Origin of the sequence: Ignicoccus islandicus DSM 13165, assembly GCF_001481685.1 — an archaeon.
GTDB lineage: Archaea > Thermoproteota > Thermoprotei_A > Sulfolobales > Ignicoccaceae > Ignicoccus > Ignicoccus islandicus.
The window spans coordinates 1,215,290-1,235,128 of sequence record NZ_CP006867.1 but is presented as its reverse complement, the minus strand read 5'-3'; the positions used below and the strand labels follow the sequence as shown (position 1 = coordinate 1,235,128).

Annotated in this window: 28 protein-coding genes; 19 read left to right on the top strand and 9 right to left on the bottom strand. The window is 44.8% G+C overall.

The features are described from left to right. Positions 1–33 precede the first annotated feature (33 nt). The 3 genes from EYM_RS06875 to prs all read left to right on the top strand — a co-directional run bounded on the left by EYM_RS06875 (position 34) and on the right by prs (position 2,724). Complete coding sequence (locus EYM_RS06875) at positions 34–960, top strand: histone deacetylase family protein (protein WP_157058800.1); 927 nt, start codon at positions 34–36, stop codon at positions 958–960. Between the two features lie 120 nt (positions 961–1,080). Continuing rightward, positions 1,081–1,647, top strand: coding sequence for a KH domain-containing protein (locus EYM_RS06870; protein WP_075050376.1), 567 nt, complete (start codon positions 1,081–1,083; stop codon positions 1,645–1,647). A gap of 174 nt (positions 1,648–1,821) precedes the next feature. Next, on the top strand, positions 1,822–2,724 hold the full coding sequence (gene prs / locus EYM_RS06865; RefSeq protein ID WP_075050375.1) for a ribose-phosphate diphosphokinase: 903 nt from the start codon (positions 1,822–1,824) through the stop codon (positions 2,722–2,724). Here the strand turns inward: prs and EYM_RS06860 are convergent. Beyond that, positions 2,721–3,260 carry an endonuclease dU gene (locus EYM_RS06860; protein ID WP_075050373.1) on the bottom strand — a complete coding sequence of 180 codons (540 nt, stop codon included), beginning with the start codon at positions 3,258–3,260 and terminating at the stop codon, positions 2,721–2,723. The two genes, prs and EYM_RS06860, sit on opposite strands and share 4 nt — an antisense overlap. Further along, positions 3,223–4,440 carry a Cdc6/Cdc18 family protein gene (locus EYM_RS06855; protein ID WP_075050372.1) on the bottom strand — a complete coding sequence of 406 codons (1,218 nt, stop codon included), beginning with the start codon at positions 4,438–4,440 and terminating at the stop codon, positions 3,223–3,225. The genes EYM_RS06860 and EYM_RS06855 overlap by 38 nt, the downstream gene beginning before the upstream one ends. Positions 4,441–4,547: 107 nt before the next feature. On the opposite strand from EYM_RS06855, the gene rpoA1 reads away from it, so the two are divergent. Genes rpoA1 through EYM_RS06830 form a run of 5 tightly spaced genes read left to right on the top strand, consistent with a single transcriptional unit; the run spans position 4,548 to position 9,720 of the window. Further along, the gene (gene rpoA1, locus EYM_RS06850) at positions 4,548–7,235 is read left to right on the top strand and encodes a DNA-directed RNA polymerase subunit A' (RefSeq protein ID WP_075050371.1); all 2,688 of its coding nucleotides are present in this window, start codon (positions 4,548–4,550) and stop codon (positions 7,233–7,235) included. Further along, complete coding sequence (gene rpoA2, locus EYM_RS06845; protein WP_075050369.1) at positions 7,232–8,503, top strand: DNA-directed RNA polymerase subunit A''; 1,272 nt, start codon at positions 7,232–7,234, stop codon at positions 8,501–8,503. The genes rpoA1 and rpoA2 overlap by 4 nt, the downstream gene beginning before the upstream one ends. Then, on the top strand, positions 8,500–8,817 hold the full coding sequence (locus EYM_RS06840; RefSeq protein WP_075050368.1) for a 50S ribosomal protein L30e: 318 nt from the start codon (positions 8,500–8,502) through the stop codon (positions 8,815–8,817). The genes rpoA2 and EYM_RS06840 overlap by 4 nt, the downstream gene beginning before the upstream one ends. Before the next feature lie 9 nt (positions 8,818–8,826). Continuing rightward, on the top strand, positions 8,827–9,261 hold the full coding sequence (locus EYM_RS06835) for a NusA-like transcription termination signal-binding factor (protein ID WP_075050366.1): 435 nt from the start codon (positions 8,827–8,829) through the stop codon (positions 9,259–9,261). Positions 9,262–9,276: 15 nt separating this feature from the next. Further along, a complete protein-coding gene (locus EYM_RS06830) occupies positions 9,277–9,720 on the top strand; it encodes a 30S ribosomal protein S12 (protein WP_075050365.1) in 444 nt (147 codons plus the stop codon). Between the two features lie 13 nt (positions 9,721–9,733). Here the strand turns inward: EYM_RS06830 and EYM_RS06825 are convergent, their stop codons facing one another. Then, positions 9,734–10,168, bottom strand: a complete 435-nt coding sequence (locus EYM_RS06825) for a bifunctional nuclease family protein (protein ID WP_075050363.1) — start codon at positions 10,166–10,168, stop codon at positions 9,734–9,736. A 150-nt stretch (positions 10,169–10,318) separates the two neighbouring features. On the opposite strand from EYM_RS06825, the gene EYM_RS06820 reads away from it, so the two are divergent. The 11 genes from EYM_RS06820 to EYM_RS06775 all read left to right on the top strand — a co-directional run bounded on the left by EYM_RS06820 (position 10,319) and on the right by EYM_RS06775 (position 17,034). Continuing rightward, on the top strand, positions 10,319–10,906 hold the full coding sequence (locus EYM_RS06820; RefSeq protein WP_075050362.1) for a 30S ribosomal protein S7: 588 nt from the start codon (positions 10,319–10,321) through the stop codon (positions 10,904–10,906). A 52-nt stretch (positions 10,907–10,958) separates the two neighbouring features. Further along, the gene (locus EYM_RS06815; protein WP_236943458.1) at positions 10,959–11,600 is read left to right on the top strand and encodes an HAD family hydrolase; all 642 of its coding nucleotides are present in this window, start codon (positions 10,959–10,961) and stop codon (positions 11,598–11,600) included. A 52-nt stretch (positions 11,601–11,652) separates the two neighbouring features. Beyond that, the gene (locus tag EYM_RS06810; RefSeq protein ID WP_075050359.1) at positions 11,653–12,024 is read left to right on the top strand and encodes a PadR family transcriptional regulator; all 372 of its coding nucleotides are present in this window, start codon (positions 11,653–11,655) and stop codon (positions 12,022–12,024) included. A gap of 39 nt (positions 12,025–12,063) precedes the next feature. After that, entirely contained in the window at positions 12,064–12,333 is a 270-nt protein-coding gene (locus EYM_RS06805) for a stationary phase-response protein (protein WP_075050654.1), read from the top strand. Between the two features lies 1 nt (position 12,334). Next, entirely contained in the window at positions 12,335–13,741 is a 1,407-nt protein-coding gene (locus tag EYM_RS06800) for a ribonuclease FAU-1 family protein (RefSeq protein ID WP_075050357.1), read from the top strand. Next, positions 13,698–14,261 (top strand): AAA family ATPase, encoded by a 564-nt coding sequence (locus EYM_RS06795; protein WP_075050355.1) that lies wholly within the window; start codon positions 13,698–13,700, stop codon positions 14,259–14,261. Before EYM_RS06800 ends, EYM_RS06795 begins: the two co-directional genes overlap by 44 nt. Then, positions 14,246–14,752, top strand: a complete 507-nt coding sequence (locus EYM_RS06790; protein WP_236943411.1) for a CDP-2,3-bis-(O-geranylgeranyl)-sn-glycerol synthase — start codon at positions 14,246–14,248, stop codon at positions 14,750–14,752. Before EYM_RS06795 ends, EYM_RS06790 begins: the two co-directional genes overlap by 16 nt. Next, entirely contained in the window at positions 14,752–15,462 is a 711-nt protein-coding gene (locus tag EYM_RS06785) for a hypothetical protein (protein WP_157058799.1), read from the top strand. Before EYM_RS06790 ends, EYM_RS06785 begins: the two co-directional genes overlap by 1 nt. 143 nt (positions 15,463–15,605) lie before the next feature. Next, positions 15,606–15,782, top strand: a complete 177-nt coding sequence (locus EYM_RS07850; protein WP_157058798.1) for a hypothetical protein — start codon at positions 15,606–15,608, stop codon at positions 15,780–15,782. Beyond that, a complete protein-coding gene (locus tag EYM_RS06780) occupies positions 15,752–16,552 on the top strand; it encodes a carbon-nitrogen hydrolase family protein (protein ID WP_075050352.1) in 801 nt (266 codons plus the stop codon). Before EYM_RS07850 ends, EYM_RS06780 begins: the two co-directional genes overlap by 31 nt. Positions 16,553–16,656: 104 nt before the next feature. Further along, positions 16,657–17,034, top strand: a complete 378-nt coding sequence (locus tag EYM_RS06775; RefSeq protein WP_157058797.1) for a hypothetical protein — start codon at positions 16,657–16,659, stop codon at positions 17,032–17,034. On the opposite strand, the gene EYM_RS06770 is transcribed toward EYM_RS06775, so the two are convergent. The 6 genes from EYM_RS06770 to hisE all read right to left on the bottom strand — a co-directional run bounded on the left by EYM_RS06770 (position 17,003) and on the right by hisE (position 19,767). Beyond that, entirely contained in the window at positions 17,003–17,317 is a 315-nt protein-coding gene (locus EYM_RS06770; protein WP_168050248.1) for a hypothetical protein, read from the bottom strand. The genes EYM_RS06775 and EYM_RS06770 overlap by 32 nt on opposite strands. 43 nt (positions 17,318–17,360) lie before the next feature. Further along, positions 17,361–17,819: an RNA-binding domain-containing protein gene (locus EYM_RS06765; RefSeq protein ID WP_075050347.1), complete on the bottom strand. Its 459-nt coding sequence runs from the start codon at positions 17,817–17,819 to the stop codon at positions 17,361–17,363. Continuing rightward, on the bottom strand, positions 17,803–18,372 hold the full coding sequence (locus tag EYM_RS06760) for a cytidylate kinase family protein (protein WP_075050345.1): 570 nt from the start codon (positions 18,370–18,372) through the stop codon (positions 17,803–17,805). The genes EYM_RS06765 and EYM_RS06760 overlap by 17 nt, the downstream gene beginning before the upstream one ends. 57 nt (positions 18,373–18,429) lie before the next feature. Further along, positions 18,430–18,801, bottom strand: coding sequence for a class II SORL domain-containing protein (locus tag EYM_RS06755; protein ID WP_075050343.1), 372 nt, complete (start codon positions 18,799–18,801; stop codon positions 18,430–18,432). Positions 18,802–18,892: 91 nt separating this feature from the next. Next, positions 18,893–19,483 (bottom strand): imidazole glycerol phosphate synthase subunit HisH, encoded by a 591-nt coding sequence (hisH, locus tag EYM_RS06750; protein ID WP_075050342.1) that lies wholly within the window; start codon positions 19,481–19,483, stop codon positions 18,893–18,895. Next, positions 19,483–19,767, bottom strand: a complete 285-nt coding sequence (gene hisE / locus EYM_RS06745) for a phosphoribosyl-ATP diphosphatase (RefSeq protein WP_075050340.1) — start codon at positions 19,765–19,767, stop codon at positions 19,483–19,485. The genes hisH and hisE overlap by 1 nt, the downstream gene beginning before the upstream one ends. Between the last annotated feature and the right edge of the window lie 72 nt (positions 19,768–19,839).

Below are 19,839 nucleotides of genomic sequence, written 5' to 3'. Positions count from 1 at the left end.
CCTCCTAGTGTGGTTCCCGCTTGGACCTCTAGAATGAAAAAATTTAGGGAGGTCGCCGAAGGAAAGTTTCCATTAGTTGAGACAGGGAAGGTGCCTATAAGCGAATACGCGAAAGTTCATTGTCTAGAGCTCATAGAAGCGGTCTTGGAGCTAAATAAGAGAGGCGGTGTTCTAGATTACGGAGATACGTACGTCTACGAGGGCTCAGCTGAGGTTTTAGAAGCTATCTTAGGGGCACTGTATTACGGTTACCAACACCTCGAGGATAAGATCTTCTATTCCCCTTATGGAGGTCTTCATCACGCTAGTAGATGTGAAGCAAGTGGGTTCTGTCCGCTAAACGACGTAGCAGTCTTAATTCAGAAGGCAACTGAAGAAGGGAAGAGAGTCGCTTATCTGGATTTCGATGCCCATCACGGAAACGGGACCCAAGAAATTTTTTATGAAAGAGATGACGTACTAACTGTTAGTATACACGCCTACTTCCCTGGCTTCTATCCCGGTACTGGACATTATTCAGAGCTTGGAAGAGGTAACGGTTACGGCTATAGCCTAAACGTTCCGCTACCCCCTTGGGCTGGAGACGAAGCTTACTTGAAGGCATTGGAACTAATAGTTGAGAGAGCCGTTAACTCGTTCGAACCAGATTTAATAGTTGCCCAAATGGGTGTTGATGGTCATAGAGGAGATCCCATAGGTGGTGTACTGAACCTAACTACTAATACCTATAAGAGAATAGGGGAGTTACTTTCCAGCTTCGGAATACCAATTATAGGTGCTGGAGGAGGTGGCTACGGAGAGAATTCCGTCAGAGCCATGATGGCCGAATTAATAGGCTTAAGTGGTAAGGAAGAGCTTTGGGAGGAGGTTCGGGAGGAACCTACTAGGTCACCTAGCGAAGCAATTGAGAGAGTCATAGCAGTTAAGAGGTTCTTTGAGAGTCAGGTGAGTTGGTTCTGACCGATGAGGAGTGTTGCCCCCTTGATAGGTGATGAAGGCGTTGAATGCCGAGGTCTTGGAATTAAACGTTAAATAACAGGGATTTTTACAATTGAAATGCGAAACCTCCGGTGTTGAGCCTTGACCGTAGGAACCAAATTTTACTTATTAATTCCTCCCGAAAAGGCCTCTAAGTTCCTCAAAGACAGATCCGAAATAAACGAAATAGAGAGGTTAACTAGAACCAAGATAAGTATCGAGGAAGGTGGGAGAGTAGTAATAGAACCAACAGAGGAAACGACTCCGATCGAAATAATGAAGGCGAGAGACGTAATATCTGCTCTCTCCTTAGGCTTCGAGTTAGAGGACGCCCTATCCTTATTGTCAGACGAAATGGTAATGGAAGTGGTTGACGTAAGGGATTATATGCTAGATCACAAGAATGAGAAAGAACTTAGGAGGATATTAGGTAGGATAATAGGAAAGAAGGGGAAAGCGAAGAGGAATCTAGAGAAAATAAGTGGAACTAAGATAAGCATCTCAGAAGGTAAAGTAGCAATAATAGGTGATTACGAAAGCGTAGAGGCAGTAAAGGAAGCAGTAATGAGTTTGATGGAGGGACTAATGCACGGGACCGTTTACCATAAGCTAGAGATGAAAATGAGGTCGATAAAGAGCAGGCATAGATTGGAATACTGGAAAGAGTAGGTCACCCATCCTTAACTATTCCTCACCCATCGGTCCGGGGAGTGGCGTTCATCCCACGAAAACTCATCACCTATCAATTAGGGATGGGATTGCGTCCGTAACCTTTATTGAAAAATCTCTGAAGCGCCTCCATTATAATTGCTTTCTACGCTTTATTAAGACGGGAAGTAAGTAATGATCCTCGCATGCTTGACTCCACCTAAGGGGTTGTGTAGCGAACTAGAGGAAGCCTTAGGTCTAAAGGCGCAACAGATAGAGAAGAAGAAGTTCCCCGATGGTGAGAATTACGTAAGAATACCTTTTAAGGTGTCAGACGAGAACGTAGTTCTAGTTCATACTGGTTTCGAAGACCAGAACGATCGCCTCATGGAGCTCTTCCTTACATTGGACGTATTGAACGACTTAGGTGCGAAGAGTATAACACTCGTCATGCCTTACATGCCTTACGCCAGGCAAGATAGGAGGTTCCGTGAAGGAGAAGCTGTGTCAATAAAAGCTATCTTCCATATCCTTAATTCGTTTGAAGTGGACAACCTAGTTGTAGTAAACATACATAAGGAACATTCGTTAGCGCACTTCAGCGGGACTTCAATTAACTTAAACGCTTTGCCGGAATTGGCTAAAAGGGTAACGAAGGAATCAGACGAAATAGTTGTTGTAGCGCCAGATAAGGGAGCCTCTCAGTACGCTCAAGAGGTAGCTAATGAGATAGACGCACCTTGGACTTTCTTGGAAAAGTTTAGGGACAGGGTAACTGGTGAAGTAAGCATGACTGTTAACGAAATTGATGTGGTTAAGGGCAAAATGGCACTATTAGTAGACGACATCGTCTCAACGGGAGGTACCCTAGCGTTAGCTACTAAAATACTGAGGGAGAACGGTGCCAAGAAAGTCATCCCAATAATAGTTCACGCACTACTCGTTGGGAACGCTCCACAGAAGTTAAAGGAAGCTGGAGTCGAGGAACTCATTACAGCGAACACGTTATATAGAGATTACCCGGACTTCGTAAGAGTAGAAAGCATCTCGAACTTGATAGTTGATGCGCTAGATAAGCTGTTAACTGGAAGGCGTTAACCGTTGAGCCACTTCCCTAGGGCCGAGGCCACTGAATCCGAGAGTCTGACCTCCTCAGGAAGCGGATCTACCAACGTTCTCTTCCTAACAATTTTCAATGCGTACTCGAATTCTAAGCCATAGGGAGCTATACAGATCTTCCCATGTTTTAATTTGACGCATTTAACCCTCTTTAGATACTCTTCTGCAACTTCGCGAAATCGATCGTTTCCATATAACTCATACGCCTTTTCGTACGCCTTTCTTATATTTGGGACGAACTTGCTCACGATTACTGCTTTCGAAGGGAAGTTAGAGGGATCCACGAACCCTAGTCCGCAGATAGTTATGCTATCAATGAGAATTAGGTCAACGTTTTTCAAGAATGGGTTAATCAATCCCGTTACGTCTCCTGGATCTTTATAGAGCCTTAAGAACGCCAATTCGATTACGTCTGGAGGGAAGCCCTCTGTTTTAACGATCACTACGGGACATAGTTCCTTAGTGAACTTACCGTCATCAAATGAGGCCAGCGATTTCGGCCACTCTGGGATCATCTTTAAGGCCCTTTATCACGGACTTGTAATCGCTCTCCAAGTTTATTACTCTGGTCATCCCCCTCTTACCCCTACTGACTACTTGCGTGCTAATCAAGCCAAGCATATCTAGTTCACCTATCAGATCACTGACCCTCCTTAGAGTTAACGTCTCTATTCCTAAATCCGAAGTGAACTCTTTGTAGAGCTTGTATACTTCGCCGGTGTAAGTAACCGTTCCGTCCTTAGTCAACTTAGCTATAGCCAATAGTATCAATTTGCTATGGAGCGGTAATGACCTAACGACTTCTATTACCCTATCCTTCTCTATTTGTTCCCATGCCTTCTTAACGTGCTCCGTAGTTACTTTGTTTCTCCCTTCCCTTTCCGCTAGCTCCCCAGCCACTCTAAGTAAATCGAGCGCTTTCCTCGCATCACCTCTTTCCCTAGCGGCGAGGGCGGCACAGAAGGGTATCACGCCTTCCTCGAGAGCCTCATCCTCGAAGGCCATTTGCGCCCTATCTCTTAATATGTCTTCAAGTTGAGGGGCAGTGTAGGGTGGAAACACCAACTCTTCTTCACTTAGAGAACTTTTAACCCTAGGATCTAACCAGCTCGTGAAGTTCACGTCGTTAGTTATTCCTATTATAGATACTTTAGAGTTCCTCAGTTCCTCGTTTATCCTTGTGAGCTTGTAAAGCAAATCGTCACCGTGTTTCTTAACGTGGTAATCGATCTCGTCGAGCACTATTATTAGTAGTAAGTCTCGCTTGTCTAAAAGCCTCTTGAAATTAGCGTAAAGTTGGGCAGTAGCAATTCCTGTAGGGGGAACCCGGAATCCTATGTTCTCCAAGAGTTTAGAAAGCACTCTATAGGGGGTATCGTCCCTCTTAGTATTAACGAAAGCGACCTTGAGTCTAACGCCCCTTTCGCGGGCCTTTTCACTTAATTTCTTTGTAACGAGCTTAACTACGGCAGTCTTACCCGTTCCGGTTAAGCCGTAAAGGAATAGGTTGTTGGGTCTATAGCCCTTGAGGGCTTGGGCTAACACGCTAGCTACCTTCCTTATCTGTTCCTCTCGGTGGGGTAATCTATTAGGTAGGAAATCGGGCATTAACACGTCCCTGTTCTTAAATATCCTTGACTTCGATACCCTTTCAAAGACGTCTTCGAGTATATCGTCTAGGTCGGCTGACAGCACTCTTCCCCACTTTATTTAGATAGACCCTACCGAGAGTTTTAACTGAGCGAGCGCTTGGGAGTTATACCTTTTATACTACCGCCAGCGACCCTTAGTGGGCAAATTTTATGGTACGTAAACCAGCTCCCAGAATAAGATCCAAAGTTCAAAGAATAGATAAAATAATAAAAGAGATAAAGTTCGGAATACTCTCGCCCCACGAAATAAGGCAAATGTCCAGAGTAACGATAGTCAGCGACAGGGCCTACGACGAGGCCGGTATGCCCATTGAAGGAGGTATAATGGATCCTAGAATGGGAGTAGTGAATCCGGGACAAAAGTGCCCCACTTGCGGTAATACAATGCACGACTGTCCCGGCCACTTCGGCTCAATTGAGTTGGCTAAACCGGTTTATCACTACGTCTTCATTCAATACATTTACGACGCTCTGAGAGCTACGTGTAGGCGCTGCGGGAAGTTAAAACTCAATGAAGACGAAATTGAAGAGTATTTAGACTTATATGAGAGGTTGACTAACAAGTGGCCATTACATGCGAAGAGACTAGTAAGCTACATAAAGAAAAAGGCTGCTAAAGCGCAAACTTGCCCACACTGTGGAGCGAAGCAGTATAAAGTTAGATTAGAGAAACCGTATAAGTTCTTGGAAGAGCGAGAAACGCAAGTATCTAAGTTAACTCCAATAGACGTGCAGAAGAGATTAGCACTAATCCCGGATCACCACGCGAGACTGCTTGGTTTCGATCCCAAGGAAGCGAGGCCCGAATGGCTCGTTCTAACGGTGTTACCAGTACCTCCCATTCCCGTAAGGCCTTCGATAGTCTTAGAGAGCGGAATTAGGTCTGAAGACGATCTAACGCACAAGCTAGCCGATATAGTAAGGATAAACAACAAGCTAAGGGACAACCTAGAGAGCGGAGCCTCCGAAGCAATGATTGAGAACCTATGGGACTTGCTTCAGTACCACGTGGCCACGTTCTTCGATAACGAAATTCCCGGAGTACCTCCATCCAGGCACAGGTCCGGTAAGCCGCTGAGGACCATAGCTCAGAGGTTGAAGGGTAAAGAAGGAAGGTTCAGAGCTAATCTATCAGGTAAGAGAGTCGACTTCTCTGCAAGAACCGTAATATCTCCCGATCCCAACATTTCAATCAATGAGGTGGGAGTACCTGAAGAAGTAGCGAAGATATTGACCGTTCCAGTAAGGGTAACGCCTTGGAACATCGAAGAGATGAGACAATTAGTAATAAATGGCCCCGAGAGATGGCCCGGAGCGAACTACGTAATTACACCACAGGGACAGAGGATAGACTTGAAGTTTAGGAAAGATAGGAAGGAGCTCGCTAGTGCACTAAAACCCGGTTACATCATAGAAAGGCACTTACAGAACGGGGACGTGGTTCTGTTCAACAGACAACCATCTCTCCATAGAATGAGCATAATGGCACACCTGGTGAGGATTCTACCGGGAAGAACCTTCAGATTGAACCCATTAGTCTGTCCGCCTTATAACGCTGACTTCGACGGAGACGAAATGAACCTTCACGTTCCACAAAGCGAAGAGGCTAGGGCCGAAGCTAGAGAGCTAATGCTCGTCGAGAAGCACATATTGAGTCCGAGATACGGCGGTCCAATAATAGGAGGTCTTCAGGATTACATTTCCGGAGCGTACTTACTAACCACAGTGGCAACGCTACTAGATGAGAAAGACGTTGCCGAGCTATTGGGAGTAACGGGTTATACCGGCGAAATGCCCGAACCAGCGTTCATAAGCCCCAAGAAGGTTTGGACAGGAAAGAGGTTGTTCTCGGTGTTCCTTCCCAAGGACTTCAACTACTCGGGTAAGGCTAACATTGCAACTGGAGAGCTCAAATGTGATAACGAGTACTGTTTCCATGACTCCTTCGTAGTGGTTAGAAACGGTGAATTGGTCCAAGGCGTCCTGGACAAGAAGTCCATTGGACATGAACAACCGAAGAGCTTAATGTTCTGGCTAGTTTACGAATACGGACCAGAGAAGGCGAGAGAGATATACGATACCGCCTTTAAGATGTTCTTGAAGTTCACAGAAAAGAAGGGATTCACTACAAGGTATGACGACGTTAAGCTTCCTGAAGAAGCGAAGAAGGAAATAGAGAAAGCTATAGAGGAGGCGTACGCTGAGGTAGACAAGCTCATCGAGGACTATCAAAACGGTTTGCTAGAACCCTTACCTGGAAGAACTCTCGAAGAGACCCTTGAGTTACTTATAATGGACGTTCTAGCTAAGGCAAGAGACAAGGCTGGTGAAATAGCTGCGAAGTACTTAAGCCCGTTGAACAACGCCGTAATAATGGCAAGAGCGGGCGCAAGAGGTAACATACTGAACTTAACGCAGATGGCAGCTATGTTGGGTCAGCAATCCGTTAGAGGTGAGAGAATTAAGAGAGGATACAGAAAGAGAACGTTGCCTCACTTCAAGTGGGGAGACATTAGACCCGACGCAAGGGGTTTCGTAAAGCATTCGTTCTACGAGGGACTAACTCCAACTGAGGTGTTCTTCCACGCGGCTGGTGGTAGAGAAGGTCTCGTGGACACGGCTGTAAGAACTAGTCAGTCCGGTTACATGCAGAGGAGGTTGATTAATGCTCTTCAAGACTTGAAGGTAGACTACGATGGAATGGTTAAGGGAGCGAAGGGAGAGGTTTACCAAACCATTTACGGTGATGACGGAGTTGATCCAATGAGAAGCGCCCACGGTGAATCGGTTGATGTTAAGCACGTAATAGAAAAAGTTACCGGGGTGAGGTTAGATTGAGCGAGTTGATCCAATACGCCTACGAATTAGTTGATAACTACGAGAGAACGGTAAGGGAAGAACTAGGGGTAATTTCCAGGCCAACGTTCATTGACAACCTTAAAGAGAGCTTGAAGAAGCTCATTGAATCGAAGCCGGACGTTACGAAGGGTCAAGTAAAGAAGATAGTTGAACTTACGTTCCGATATTACTTGAGAGCTTTAGTGGAACCCGGTGAAGCAGTCGGTACTGTGGCCGCGCAGTCAATAGGCGAACCATCTACACAAATGACCTTGAGAACCTTCCACTACGCAGGTGTAAAGGAATTCAACGTAACCCTAGGTTTACCCAGACTCATAGAAATAGTTGACGCTAGGAAGACTCCGAGCACTCCCATGATGACCGTGTACTTGGATGAAGAACATAGATACGATAAGGAGAAGGCGCTTGAAGTGGCTAGAAGAATAGAAATGACGAAGGTAGAGAACGTCACCGATACTATTGAAATAGATTGGTATGAAAACGCAATAATAATAAGGTTGGACCCGGACATGCTAGAAGACAAAGGTTTAACGAGGGAGGACGTCATAAGGGCCATAAACAAGTCTAGGGTGAAGGGTAAGGCAGAACCTAGCCCCGACGACGAGTACGCTGTTATAATTAGGCTTGGAACTGATGCTACCTTGAGCATAATGGATATCCAGAAGATAAAAGATAAGATACTTAACATCAAGATAAAGGGAATAAAGGACGTAAATAGAGTAATAGTCCAACATAGGGAAAATGAGTACGTATTGGTAACGGATGGATCGAACTTAGCTCAAGTTCTACAAGTAGAAGGCGTAGATCCCACGAGAACGGTTACAAATAGCATTAAGGAAATAGAAGCAGTCTTGGGAATAGAGGCGGCTAGGAACGCAATAGTTAACGAAATCCTAGATGTCTTGGAGAACCAGGGTTTGGACGTAGACGTTAGGCACATCTTACTACTAGCTGACGCAATGACTTGGATGGGAGAAGTCAGGCAAGTAGGTAGACACGGAATAGCTGGAACTAAGGAGAGCGTTCTAGCGAGAGCTTCCTTCGAAGTAACAGTTAAGCAGTTAGCCGAGGCGGCTGTGTTCGGGGAAGTTGACGAATTAAGGGGAGTAATTGAGAACATAATAATAGGCCAGCCGATACCTTTAGGAACCGGAATGGTGACGTTACTTCTAAATCCTCAAGCGCTAGCGAAAAGACAAGTAGTTAAAGCTACCCCGACCCCAGAAGCTCACGGTGATGAATCGTGACCGCAGTAGAAGCTGAGTTGAAGACGGCATTGAGAACGGGAGAAGTGAAGCTCGGAGCGAAGACTACAATAAAGCTCTTGAAATTAGGAAAGGCAAAGGCGGCTATTGTAGCGCAGAACGCACCTACGGAGGTAAGGCGAGACATATTATATTACGCGAAACTAGGCGATATACCAGTATACGTCTATCCGGGCACTAGTAAGGAACTAGGCACCTTGTGTGCCAAGCCCTTCGTAGTCAGTGCGTTAGCAATAATAGATGAAGGCGACTCAAAGATAGTAGATGCTATTAGAAGGGAGAGCAACGTGAGGTGAACGTGAGAGATGCCTAAGGACGTGCTTTTAACTCATGAAGAATTTCAATGCATGCAGATTTTTAGCGATATAACTGGCGCTTCCCCCATAGATTGCATTATAGATGATAAGTTCAATAGGGTAATAGCTTTAGTCAGACCAGAAGAAGTAGGGAAGGCAATAGGTAGAAGAGGTGCTAAGATAAAGACATTGAAGGAACTCTTGAAGAAGGACGTAGAAGTGGTTCCATTCTCTGAAAACCTAGAGGAGTGTATCAAGAACATTTTCATGCCAGCCAAAGTGGAGAGCGTAAAGGTAAACAGGACTGGGAAGGTAAAAACAGTATACGTAAGGATAGCTGAAGCGGATAAGGGGATAGCTATAGGTAAGAACGGTAGAAACGTACATAAGGCTCGATTAATTCTTAAAAGGCATTTCGATATCGACAACTTAGTAGTAGTGTAAAGGGGTGAACGTGCGGTGCCCGGTAAGAAAGCTCCTAACGGGCTGTATGCGGCTAGGAAGCTAGAGAGGAAGAGATTGAAGTTCAGATGGAGTCAGAGGGAGTTCAAGAGGAGAATGTTGAAGCTAAAGGAGAAGTACGACCCATTAGAAGGAGCTCCTATGGCCAAGGGAATAGTCCTTGAAAAGGTAGGCGTAGAGGCGAGAAAGCCTAACTCCGCAATAAGAAAGTGCGTTAGGGTTCAATTAGTAAAGAACGGTAAGGTCGTTACTGCATTCGTACCAGGAGACGGTGGTTTGAACGTAATTTCCGAACACGACGAAGTGGTGATAGTAGGTATCGGCGGTCCAAGAGGAAGATCGATGGGTGACATCCCAGGAGTCAGATACAAGGTAGTTTTAGTAAACGGTGTATCCCTCGACGCTATCTTGAAAGGGAAGAAGCAGAAGCCAGTGAGGTAAATCAAGTAAACATTTAAACCTCGTAGTCTTCTTTATTCTTTATTAAACTTTCATCGACGTAAATCGGTTTCTCCACTACGAGTGCTATGTATATGGCATGACTAGGTACCATCGGTATGATCATCTTCATCGCTTTCAAGTTTATGTAAAGCTTAGCGGTATAGAGGCCAGTGTATTCATCTACCTCATCTATTACGACTTTCTCAACTATTTTCTCGAGCTCGTCTCTAATGCCTTTGAAGTAGGTAAACAAGTCGAAGATAGTTTCCCTAGGTCTCTCTCTTATACTAACGCCTTGTAGTTTGTTGATGCTTTTAACCACTTCATAAGGGACGTTGTACAGTACGAACTCCCTCCCGTCCTCTAGGTATAATACTAGCGTCGGTATCTGCGGCGGTAGCGGCTTTATCAAGGCTTCAACATTCACGACTTTGATTTCACGTCCCAATGGTTCTCAACCCAGTAGCCTTACCGATTTGGTTCCGCTTATGAACTCTAATGCGCAACTTTAAGTTCTAAAAAGATCTAATTTGTGAATTGTAATTAAAGACATAGTATTTAATTGCACCGACGTGGTGGAGTAGGGGTAGGCGGCAAGTTGGAAAGGGAGACCATAAGTCCGTTGGAACCAAAGCTCTTCGGTAAGTGGGACTTCGACGGAGTCGAGATAAGGGACCCTAGCCTGAAAAAGTACATATCCCTAAGGCCTGTCTGGACTCCCTACACGGCTGGTAGACACGAGAAGAGGAGGTTCGGAAAAGCTGAAGTACCGATAGTTGAGAGGTTAATAAATAAGTTAATGAGACCCGGGAGGAACATGGGTAAGAAGGCCAAGATATACAATGTGGTAGAGAAAGCTTTCGATATAATATACTTGCAAACAGGTCAAAATCCACTCCAAGTATTAGTGAGGGCAATAGAGAACGCAGCGCCTAGGGAAGAGACCACTAGAATAATGTACGGTGGTATAGTTTATCACGTAGCAGTGGACGTCAGTCCCCAAAGAAGGGTTGATCTAGCTTTGCGATTCATTGCGGAAGGAGCCAGATTGAAGTCTTTCAAGAGTACTATACCACTTGAAGAAGCGCTAGCCGAGGAAATAGTTGCAGCAGCAAACGACGATCCGAAGAGCTACGCAGTCAGTAAGAAAGAGGAGATAGAGAGAATAGCCCTATCCTCGAGGTAAATCCCTTTTTATTATTTTACATGCCCACCTTTCAAGGGTTCGATCATTGAAGATGGCTGCTTTACTAGACCTCGAAGGAACCTTATTGGACTACGAGTTCTGGGAAGAGCTATCGAGACGCCACGAAAAGGGGGAGGTTCTAAGAGACCTACTAGAAAGAGGACTGAGCGGCCAACCTTGGTTCGAAAGCTTTATTGAAAGGGTTAAGGCAATAATAGGTACTCCTAAGAGCCTAATAGAGGAAGTGTCTTCCTTAGCTCTATCCAAGATAAAGCCTGAAGCGCGGGAACTGGTTACCGTCTTAAAGAAACTCGGTTTTACGACCATAGTTGTTTCGGGAGGCTTCGAAGAGTTCGTATCGCCAATATCTAACGAACTAGGGGTTGATGACTTCGTTTCCCAGAAATTCCTTTATCACGAAGGAAAGGTAGTAGGCGTTTACACAGCGTTTAAAGACAAGGGCGAAGTAGTGGACAAAATAAAACCTTGGTTCGATGTAATAATCTCAATTGGTGATGGGTATAACGATGCATGGATGCTAAGGAAATCGGATTTAGGAATAGTTATAGGAAAGAGGAAGGATTTATCTAGAGAAGTTAACGCTCTACATTACGATTCCCTTAGAGGGTTGGTTGAAGATATCAAGAAGGGAGGATTGGTCGCACAGAAGTTAGAGAGATTTATAAAGATATAACAATTACGAATATAACGTATGTTCACAGTTGAAACGGTTAGGGGTGTCGGTCGTGAGAAAGCTCTTCGAAGTAACTGTAGATGTAGGTGAAAGGAAGGTCAAAATGAATCCCTTAAAAATATATATTATAAAGTCTGTAAACGAAAAGCCTAAGAACGGATACGATATTCTAAGGGAAATAAAGAACAAGAGCAATGGTAGGTGGGTGCCCCCAAAGAGCACTATCTATCCAACCTTAAAGAAAATGGTAGATGAAGGCTTAATGACTGTAGACGACAACGGCGTCTACAAAATTACCGATGTAGGGAGACAAATACTCGAGAAGCTCACGAACGACGATAAAATAATAGACGATCTCTTGGAGAACTTAAGGGCAATAGAAATTCTTCTTCAAGAGGTTAAAGTCGGAAATAACGGATCTTAAATGCCTCTACTAAGCCCCTATAGAGGAGGTGAGATCTGCGTGGCCAGTACGTACGACAACGAAGCGAAAATTAGACAAGCCTTAACTATGCTGATGAGAATAATAAACGACCCCTCCGTTCCAAGAAACATAAGGAGGGTGTGTATCGAAGCAGTAAGGCACCTAGAAGACGAGAGATTGAGCCCCGGAGTCAGGGCAGCCAATGCAATAAGCGCACTAGACGAGATAGCGCAAGACCCGAATATGCCAATTCACACCAGAATAACCATATGGAATATAATGACCCTCTTGGAGACGGTTAAGGATTAGAATGAGCATTAGAGTCAGGGTAAGAGGCATTTACGCCACCTCCATAGCGAAAATTCTTTTAGATAAAGGATTCGAGCTTTCTGACGTTAGTGATAAATTAAAGGAAAGGCTCGGAGGCTACGAAGGCTCTCCCGAGCCCCCTCACGTAACAGTTAAGACGTCCGACGCTTCTCCCCATCACCTAATAGTTAACGGATTCTACGAAGAGTCCAAAGACGTCTTCGAGGCCTTGGAGGAAATCATAACTACGTCTCCTAGATATATAGCAAGACCTAACTTACATGCTGCTTACAAGGTCGCAGTGGATGAGAACTGTTTGACGGAAGTAGAAGGCATCAACGCAAGGGTAAGAACGGAGAACTGTTACAGCGGACGCGTTCTACTCGCGGAAGTAGTTAAGAGTAAGGTCCTACCAAAAGACGAAGTCTTAATGGAAGAAGGAGTAAGGGTTCAAGGGTTTTATTCAGAACTGATGTGGGGCAAAAGGCCTGGAGTCAGCTTCTCTAAGCATATTCCTGACTCGTTAAAGCCAGATTTAATGATGGTCGCTAGGGATCTGGTTCAACTCGGCTTTAGGGTTCACTGGAGATCCTCCGCGAGAAAGGCCTCCCTTACTGACCTGAGATTGGAATTAGAGGAGCTGAGATCTAAACTAGAGGAAGTTCTAGAGAGAGCCAAAGACGCAAAGGTAGGTGAACTCATATACAAGGGCGAGTTCTTGGGGCTTTATAACTTAATTCTTGAGGATAAGTTCAAGCTGGACGAGATAAGGAGGAAGGTTCTTCCTACAATGCCGTTTCATCACTCACTCAAAGCAGAGAAGAGCCTAACTACGGCCGTAGACCTTGGTGACAAGCTTTCAAGGGACTGGAACGAGGATACCGTAAAAGTAAAGGAATTCGTCTTGGAAAAGGCAGCCGAATGCAGAAGCTTTGTAATAGAACATGAGAAGCTGAATGGGGACGTCATTAGGTTAGGACCATTTAAAATCATGATGATTGATAACGATAAATTAGTTCTATATAGAGAAATTAGGACCGAAGGTAAGTACGATGGACTTAACGTTAGAAAGGAAAAAGGCGATAGAGTAATAACTATATTAGAGCCAGGCTCGAACTACGTTATTCACGCCTACTTTAGTCCTAACTGGGAATTGAAGGGAATGTACCTTAACTTAAACAGCGGGGTGGAAGTGTTGGGATGTAAGGCCAGGTACGTGGATTTAGAAGTAGATTTAGTGAGAGACTTCCTCGTTAGGATAGTTGACGAAAAGGAGTTGGAAAAGTATTCTGAACACTTACCTCTTAACTTGAAAGAGCTAGTGGAAAGACTGAAGGACGAATTAGTAAAGGTGCTCTCCAGCGATGAGCTCGAGAGAAAGCTCAAAGGGTACGCCTTTTCCCAGTAAAGGTCACGTAGCCCTTTACGGGCCTGCGGGAGTTGGTAAAACGAGTTTAGTTCTTCACATGATAAACAACGTTTACTGCGGATCATCCTTATACATTCTAACGGAAGACCCTGCTAATTTAGAGAGATTGAAGTGTGATGAAAGCGAAGTATTGAAGGCTGATGACTTCAAGGAACTCCTATTTTACCTAATTAAGAACTTCGATAAGTACGATTTCATAGCGATCGATAGCGTAAGTCACGTATTAAGGACGTTGCCTCCAGAGCTTGGAGTTAAAGTGGCGATGACTGTTTCGTGGCTGATGAGGAAAGGGTCGAACAAGGGCTTAAGGGTGTCGGTCCACCAAGTTAGTTTCGAAGGAGAAATGAGTTACGGGAACTTCGTTGAACCTTGGGCTGACTGTATTGGTAAAATAGAGAAGGAAGGAGGGTACAGACTTTTAGAATTACAATGCAACGGAAACATTGAACTGGTCTGCTTCGAGATAAGCTCGGGTGGGGTTAGTTGGGTGAACTGCTAGACGAGCTGCTGCAAATAGCGCTGATGTACTTACCAGCAATGGTCAGTAACGCCTCACCAGTTTTCCTCAAAAGGGGTACACCTATTGACTTCGGAAGGAACTTCGTTGATGGTAAGAGAATACTTGGGGATGGAAAGACGTGGGAAGGTTTCCTACTAGGAATGTGGTTCGGAATTACAGTTGCAACTAGCTTATGGGTGGGAACGGAAGACTTCAGATACTTCCTCTACGGATCTATGGGTTCGCTAGGAGCCCTTTTGGGAGACATGTTCTTCTCATTTATAAAGAGAAGGATAGGGTTGCCCCGAGGTGCCCCCTTCCCCTTGGGAGACCAGTTGGACTTCTTCTTGGGCGCCACAGCGTTAATGGTTGCTAGCGGTTGGAGACCCCAAGCGTTCCCATGGTTGGTAATGGCCTTTGTAATAGTTATGTTGCATGTTATGACGAACAGGATCGCGTATTGGTTGGGACTGAAAGACGTGCCTTGGTAATGAGTCATCAATATAAGGGATTAATTTGTATACCAAACTCAGGAGAAGGTAAAGTGCTGTTAACAGCTATACTAAGCTCAATTCTCGAATATATTGTGGGTTTTATTCTACTTTACGCCTACAAGAGGGAAGGTAGTAAGGTGGCCCTCTTCTTTGGAACTTCCGTTCTCCTTTACGCAGTAGCTCACACCATAGGTGGGACTCTATTATCAACAATAAAGTCCCAATACAATTACGATGTAACCAAGTTCGTTAATGATCCCAACTACAAGGCGTTCGAGAGCTTGAGGAACTTCTTGGTAGGCGCGTTCATGGGACTGGCCTTGCTAGGTATTTCCGAACTTCTCCAGGTTACCGGCCAAAGTTCCCGAGCCAAGTGGGTGAGGTTGTACGCCGTAGCGGGCTTAATAGCCTTCTTAGCGCTTAGGCTCTACTGCGTCTGGGGCGTCAGTAACGTAAAACACCCCTTCTTCTCGCTAGCGCAGTGGGTCTACTTGATCCCCGGTAGCTTGATAATCGCTATAGTGGGCTTAACTCTATATAAAATGGGTGGGACGCAAGGCACGCTCTTAATAGCTCTTAGCTTCTTGATATACGCCGTAATACTCCCGCTTTACGCCGCTTGGAAGGGAACCCAATTACTAAACGTATGGTATGGATTAAGAATGATTAGCGACTTGTTGCTCCTCTTGGGAGTTCTAAGACTCTAGATCAAATTTCTCGGAGATGAGGTAAAGGCCCGACCCAAGCGATTCCGAATGAGCTACTACGCCGGCACCGATCCCCAGAAGGTAAGAAAAGTTAACTGCTACAGAATTATTCGTCCGTTAAGCTAATCGAAGGGTGTTCGATTATGTGTCCATATGCGGTACCTCTGAAGGATTCAACGGTTCTTTGCATGGCAATCCAATCTAAAGTAGATGCTAGAATATATCCATGCTACGATGACTACCTTAACTGTCCTTACTTCCAAAGCAAGGAAGAAGAGGGGTGCGATACTTGTCCCTTGAGAGGAGCTTGCGGGAAGTAGACGGGTTGAAGTTAGCCCTTCTTCAACTCCCTTCTAGAGATAGTGATACGGAATCCAATATAGAACTACTTAAAATGATGCTGAGAAACGTAAAGGCAGACTTCTACTTAACTCCGGAAATGTTCCTAACGGGTTTCGAAATAGGTGAGGGCAACTTCACTATAAACGGCATTTGGTCTGAAATAAGGGAATTAAGTAAGGGGAAAGCGATAGGCGTTGGAGGACTGTTAGAGGAAAACGGGAAACTATACAATGCCTATATTATATTCAAAGATAAAGAAGTAGTTCACGTTAGAAAGAAGTTGATGTTGTTCGATTTGATGAACGAGCGAGACCTTTTCTCCGTTGGCAATCCACCGTCAGTTTTCGAGCTTTGGGACTTCAAGTTCTCTGTGATAATATGTTACGAGGTAAGGTTTCCGGAATTGCTATACGAACCCTTCCGGCAAGGAGTGGAAGTAATTCTGGTCCCAGCAGCGTGGCCGAGAAGTCGTGTGAAAGTATGGAAGGCCTTAGTAAAAGCTAGAGGTTACGAGAACTTAGCTTATTCCATAGGAATTAATAGATGGGGAGAGGGTAAATACGGACCGTTCGGTGGTCACAGCGTCGTAGCCACTCCTAGTGGGGAAGCTATAGAGCTTGGAGAAGGGATAGGTATTCTAACCATTGAGTTATCCAAAGACGAAATTTCGAGAGCTAGAGAATTCCCTTCCTATAAGGACAGAATCGCGTTACAAACTAAAATTAATATATTACCGAAAGGAACATAAGCTACAGATGGAGTGAATTCACTGAGACCATGTACCTCCGGGAACTCTCCATACATACTTTAGCCAAGGTTAAACACTATCCCCTACTTGAGCTACCCCCTCGATTGGCTAGGAGATACGCGTGTAAGGAGCTAGATGAGGTATTGGAAGTTATTGAGGCTTATGCTATGGAGTACGGGAAGTACTGGTTCGACGCCCTAAGGGACGATTTAGAGAAAATAGTGGAAAGAGAGGAATCAATAGCAGAGGAGAAAGCCGATGTGTTGTTTGAAGCAATAAGGATTAACGCAAGAGGTCTAAAGGGAGACTTGAAGGGGGTAGCTGAGGTGGTTACATTAAGTTCCCTTGCCTTACTTCCCGAGGTCAAGGTACTCGATTGGAAGGACGCAGTTACGATCAGTTTGGAACTTCACGTAAGGAGGAAATATAAGGAAGTACTAAATAAATGCATTAAGAACACTTACCTATTTCCATTCTTCTAAGCTGTTTAACTACTGTATCCATGAATAGCTTAAAGACTTTGTTAGATACTAAGATCCTGTACTGATTCCCCCTCTTGTCCCTTATCAAGAAGAGGAAAGTATTTGGATATTCCCTCGATAATCCTTTACCCGTATGTTCCTCTACCCTCCAGCACTTCACATCGTTCAAGTCCAGTTCCAGTAACTTCTCTTTTAAGCCATACTTCTTTCTCTTTTCTTTTTCTATCTTATATAAGAGTAGATCCATAGACTTAGATAATCCCTTCCTACCCTTACCATCCATCCTGCTCCCGAGAAGCTCTAGAACAATCTTTCCATCCTCTAACTTAAGATCGCAGTGGCTCACCTTCCGTCCTTCTATTAGTATCACGCTGTATATCACTACCACTTTCCTCACCCACCAGCCAATTGATCAGCTCAATTAATTCCTCCTTAGAACCAGTTACCTCAACCGTAATAGGTCCCATGGGAGAGTCGACGTCCTCTTCCGCGAAACTCGGAACGCCGGCGAAGGCAGCTTGTTTGTTAAGTTTAAAGATGAGGAAGTCGGAACCCCTTATTAGAGATCTGAGCATGGACTTAAAGGTGGATGACAAAGCTTTCCCGATTATCGCCGCTCTCAGTGGCTCTAAACAACTCTTGTCACTACATTCAGCTACGAAACTTTTCCATCCCTCGCCTCTCTCAATTAATTGAAATTCCGCGTTGAAGAGCCTCTTTAAAGCCTTCAAGACCTTCCTCTCGTCCTCCGTCGGTCTCACTTCTGTTTCAATCCTTATCAACAACTTTCATCACCTCATCGGCAACTTCTTCAGGAGTTCTCTTGCCCGTATCTATTACCAAGTCTATAAGGTCGTCAATTACCTCCAAGAAGTTCCTTTCAATCGAACTTAAAGCGCCTAATTCAATGGGGTCCGAGTTCCAGAGTCCTCTAGGCGGACATTCCTCGCTTTTCCTTAACCTAGAAAGTATTACGTGGATGGGTGCGGTAAGCCAGACGAATTTCGCTCCCTCTCTCCTCAATTCTTTCGAGAACTGGATTATACCACTAACCATTTCGTCGTACAAGTGTTCGTGAGTACTAATTTCGGAAGCATAGAAAGGAAGTGCCTTCAAGTAAAGGGCTATAGTTAGAGGAGACTCGTCTATTGCTTCTCCCAAGTACACGTAACTACTTATTCGCTGAAGAGAGTATATTTCGAACGAAAGGGGAGTAAAGACGTCCTTCACGTAACACAGAGGGGGCACGTGGGCACATTTGATGCCGTATTTAGACTCGAGCGCCTTACAAACGGAACTCTTGCCAGTTCCGTTTAAACCGCCAATTAGAATTCTCATCACATGAACCCTACGTGTATACGGAAAAAGGGTTCTAAAAACGAAGATTCTAGGACGTTACTCGACCTTTATTTCCTTCCTGTTTTCCCATAGACCATGTAGGTTGCAGTATGAAATTGCGTAAAGCACGCCGCTCTTTTGGACCTTTAACGTGAAGGTGGCCTTTGGTTCAGTGTAAGTACTGAATTCCGCTTTACCTACGAAGATCGGGTTGTATTGGCGGCCCTCCTCATAGTAGTATAATTCTATCCATCCGATGTAGTGCTGTGGTTCCATGACGTGAGGACCTACTGAGACCTTCACCTCGAACGGCTCGCCCGCCTTAACGGTATCAGGGGCCTCTATCTTCGGAGTGTGCGTTTCTGCCTTACTAATTACTTCTTGGGGAGCTTGTTCGGGAGTGTATATTAAGTCACCGAACTTCTTCATGTTTTTCACGCCGTGTAAAGACTGTAATCGGTTGAACAAAAGTTGAAGCTTTGAATGTCGAAGCGCGAGATCTATTTTAGAGGAAATTGATCTAACGTCTTATAATATCTCTTAAAATAGTTAAGAACGCCTTGCCGTTCCTCGAGCTCTTCTCCGGGTGAAATTGAGTACCTATAACATTGCCTTTGACTAATATTGATACGAACCGCGTACCCGAGTATTCGGTTACGCCGACTTCGTAGGGATTGGGGCTCGGTACGTAATAGCTATGGGCGAAGTAGAAGTTCCTACCGTTTAATTCGGAAAACTCGCCTCCCTTTACTTCGACTTCGTTCCACCCCATATGGGGTACCTTTCTAACGTTCCTGAACCTAATTACTTCGCCCTTAACGAGACCTAGTCCCCTTAAACCGCCTTCCTCACTTCTCTCAAATAACAACTGGAGGCCTAAACATATTCCGAGAATCCAGTTACGTGGTTCCGTGAGGTACTTCAAGAGACCGTACCGCTCTATGTTACTCATTGCAGCCTTGTGTGATCCAACGCCAGGCAAGACGACCAAGTCCGCCCTCTTAATCGTTTCCGAATCCTTCGTAAGAACGCTTCTAATACCTATTTTCTCGAGAGTGTTCCTTATACTGAACGTGTTGCCTATACCATAGTCAACTATTGCGGCAAGCACTACTTCTTCCCCCTTCTAATTTCTAACTCCCTTAATACTTCCTTCCATTCAACTCCACTTACCGCGAGCAAAACCATTAGATGATAGAGTAAGTCGGCAGCTTCGTATATTAGCGAATCCTTGCCTTCATAGAGAGCAGCAACTATTACTTCAACAGCCTCTTCACCAACCTTCCTTGCGACGTAGGGCTTCCCCTTGGAGATCAATTTAGACGTATACGAGCCTTCCTTAGGGTTCGCCATTCTGTCCTTTATCACGTTCCATAGCTCATCTAAAACGTCCAAGCTTTACCTCCGAAGCTGAGATGTATCTCTCCGCTTTAAGACGTGCTCGGAAGTCAAAAAAGGAGAAGCGAG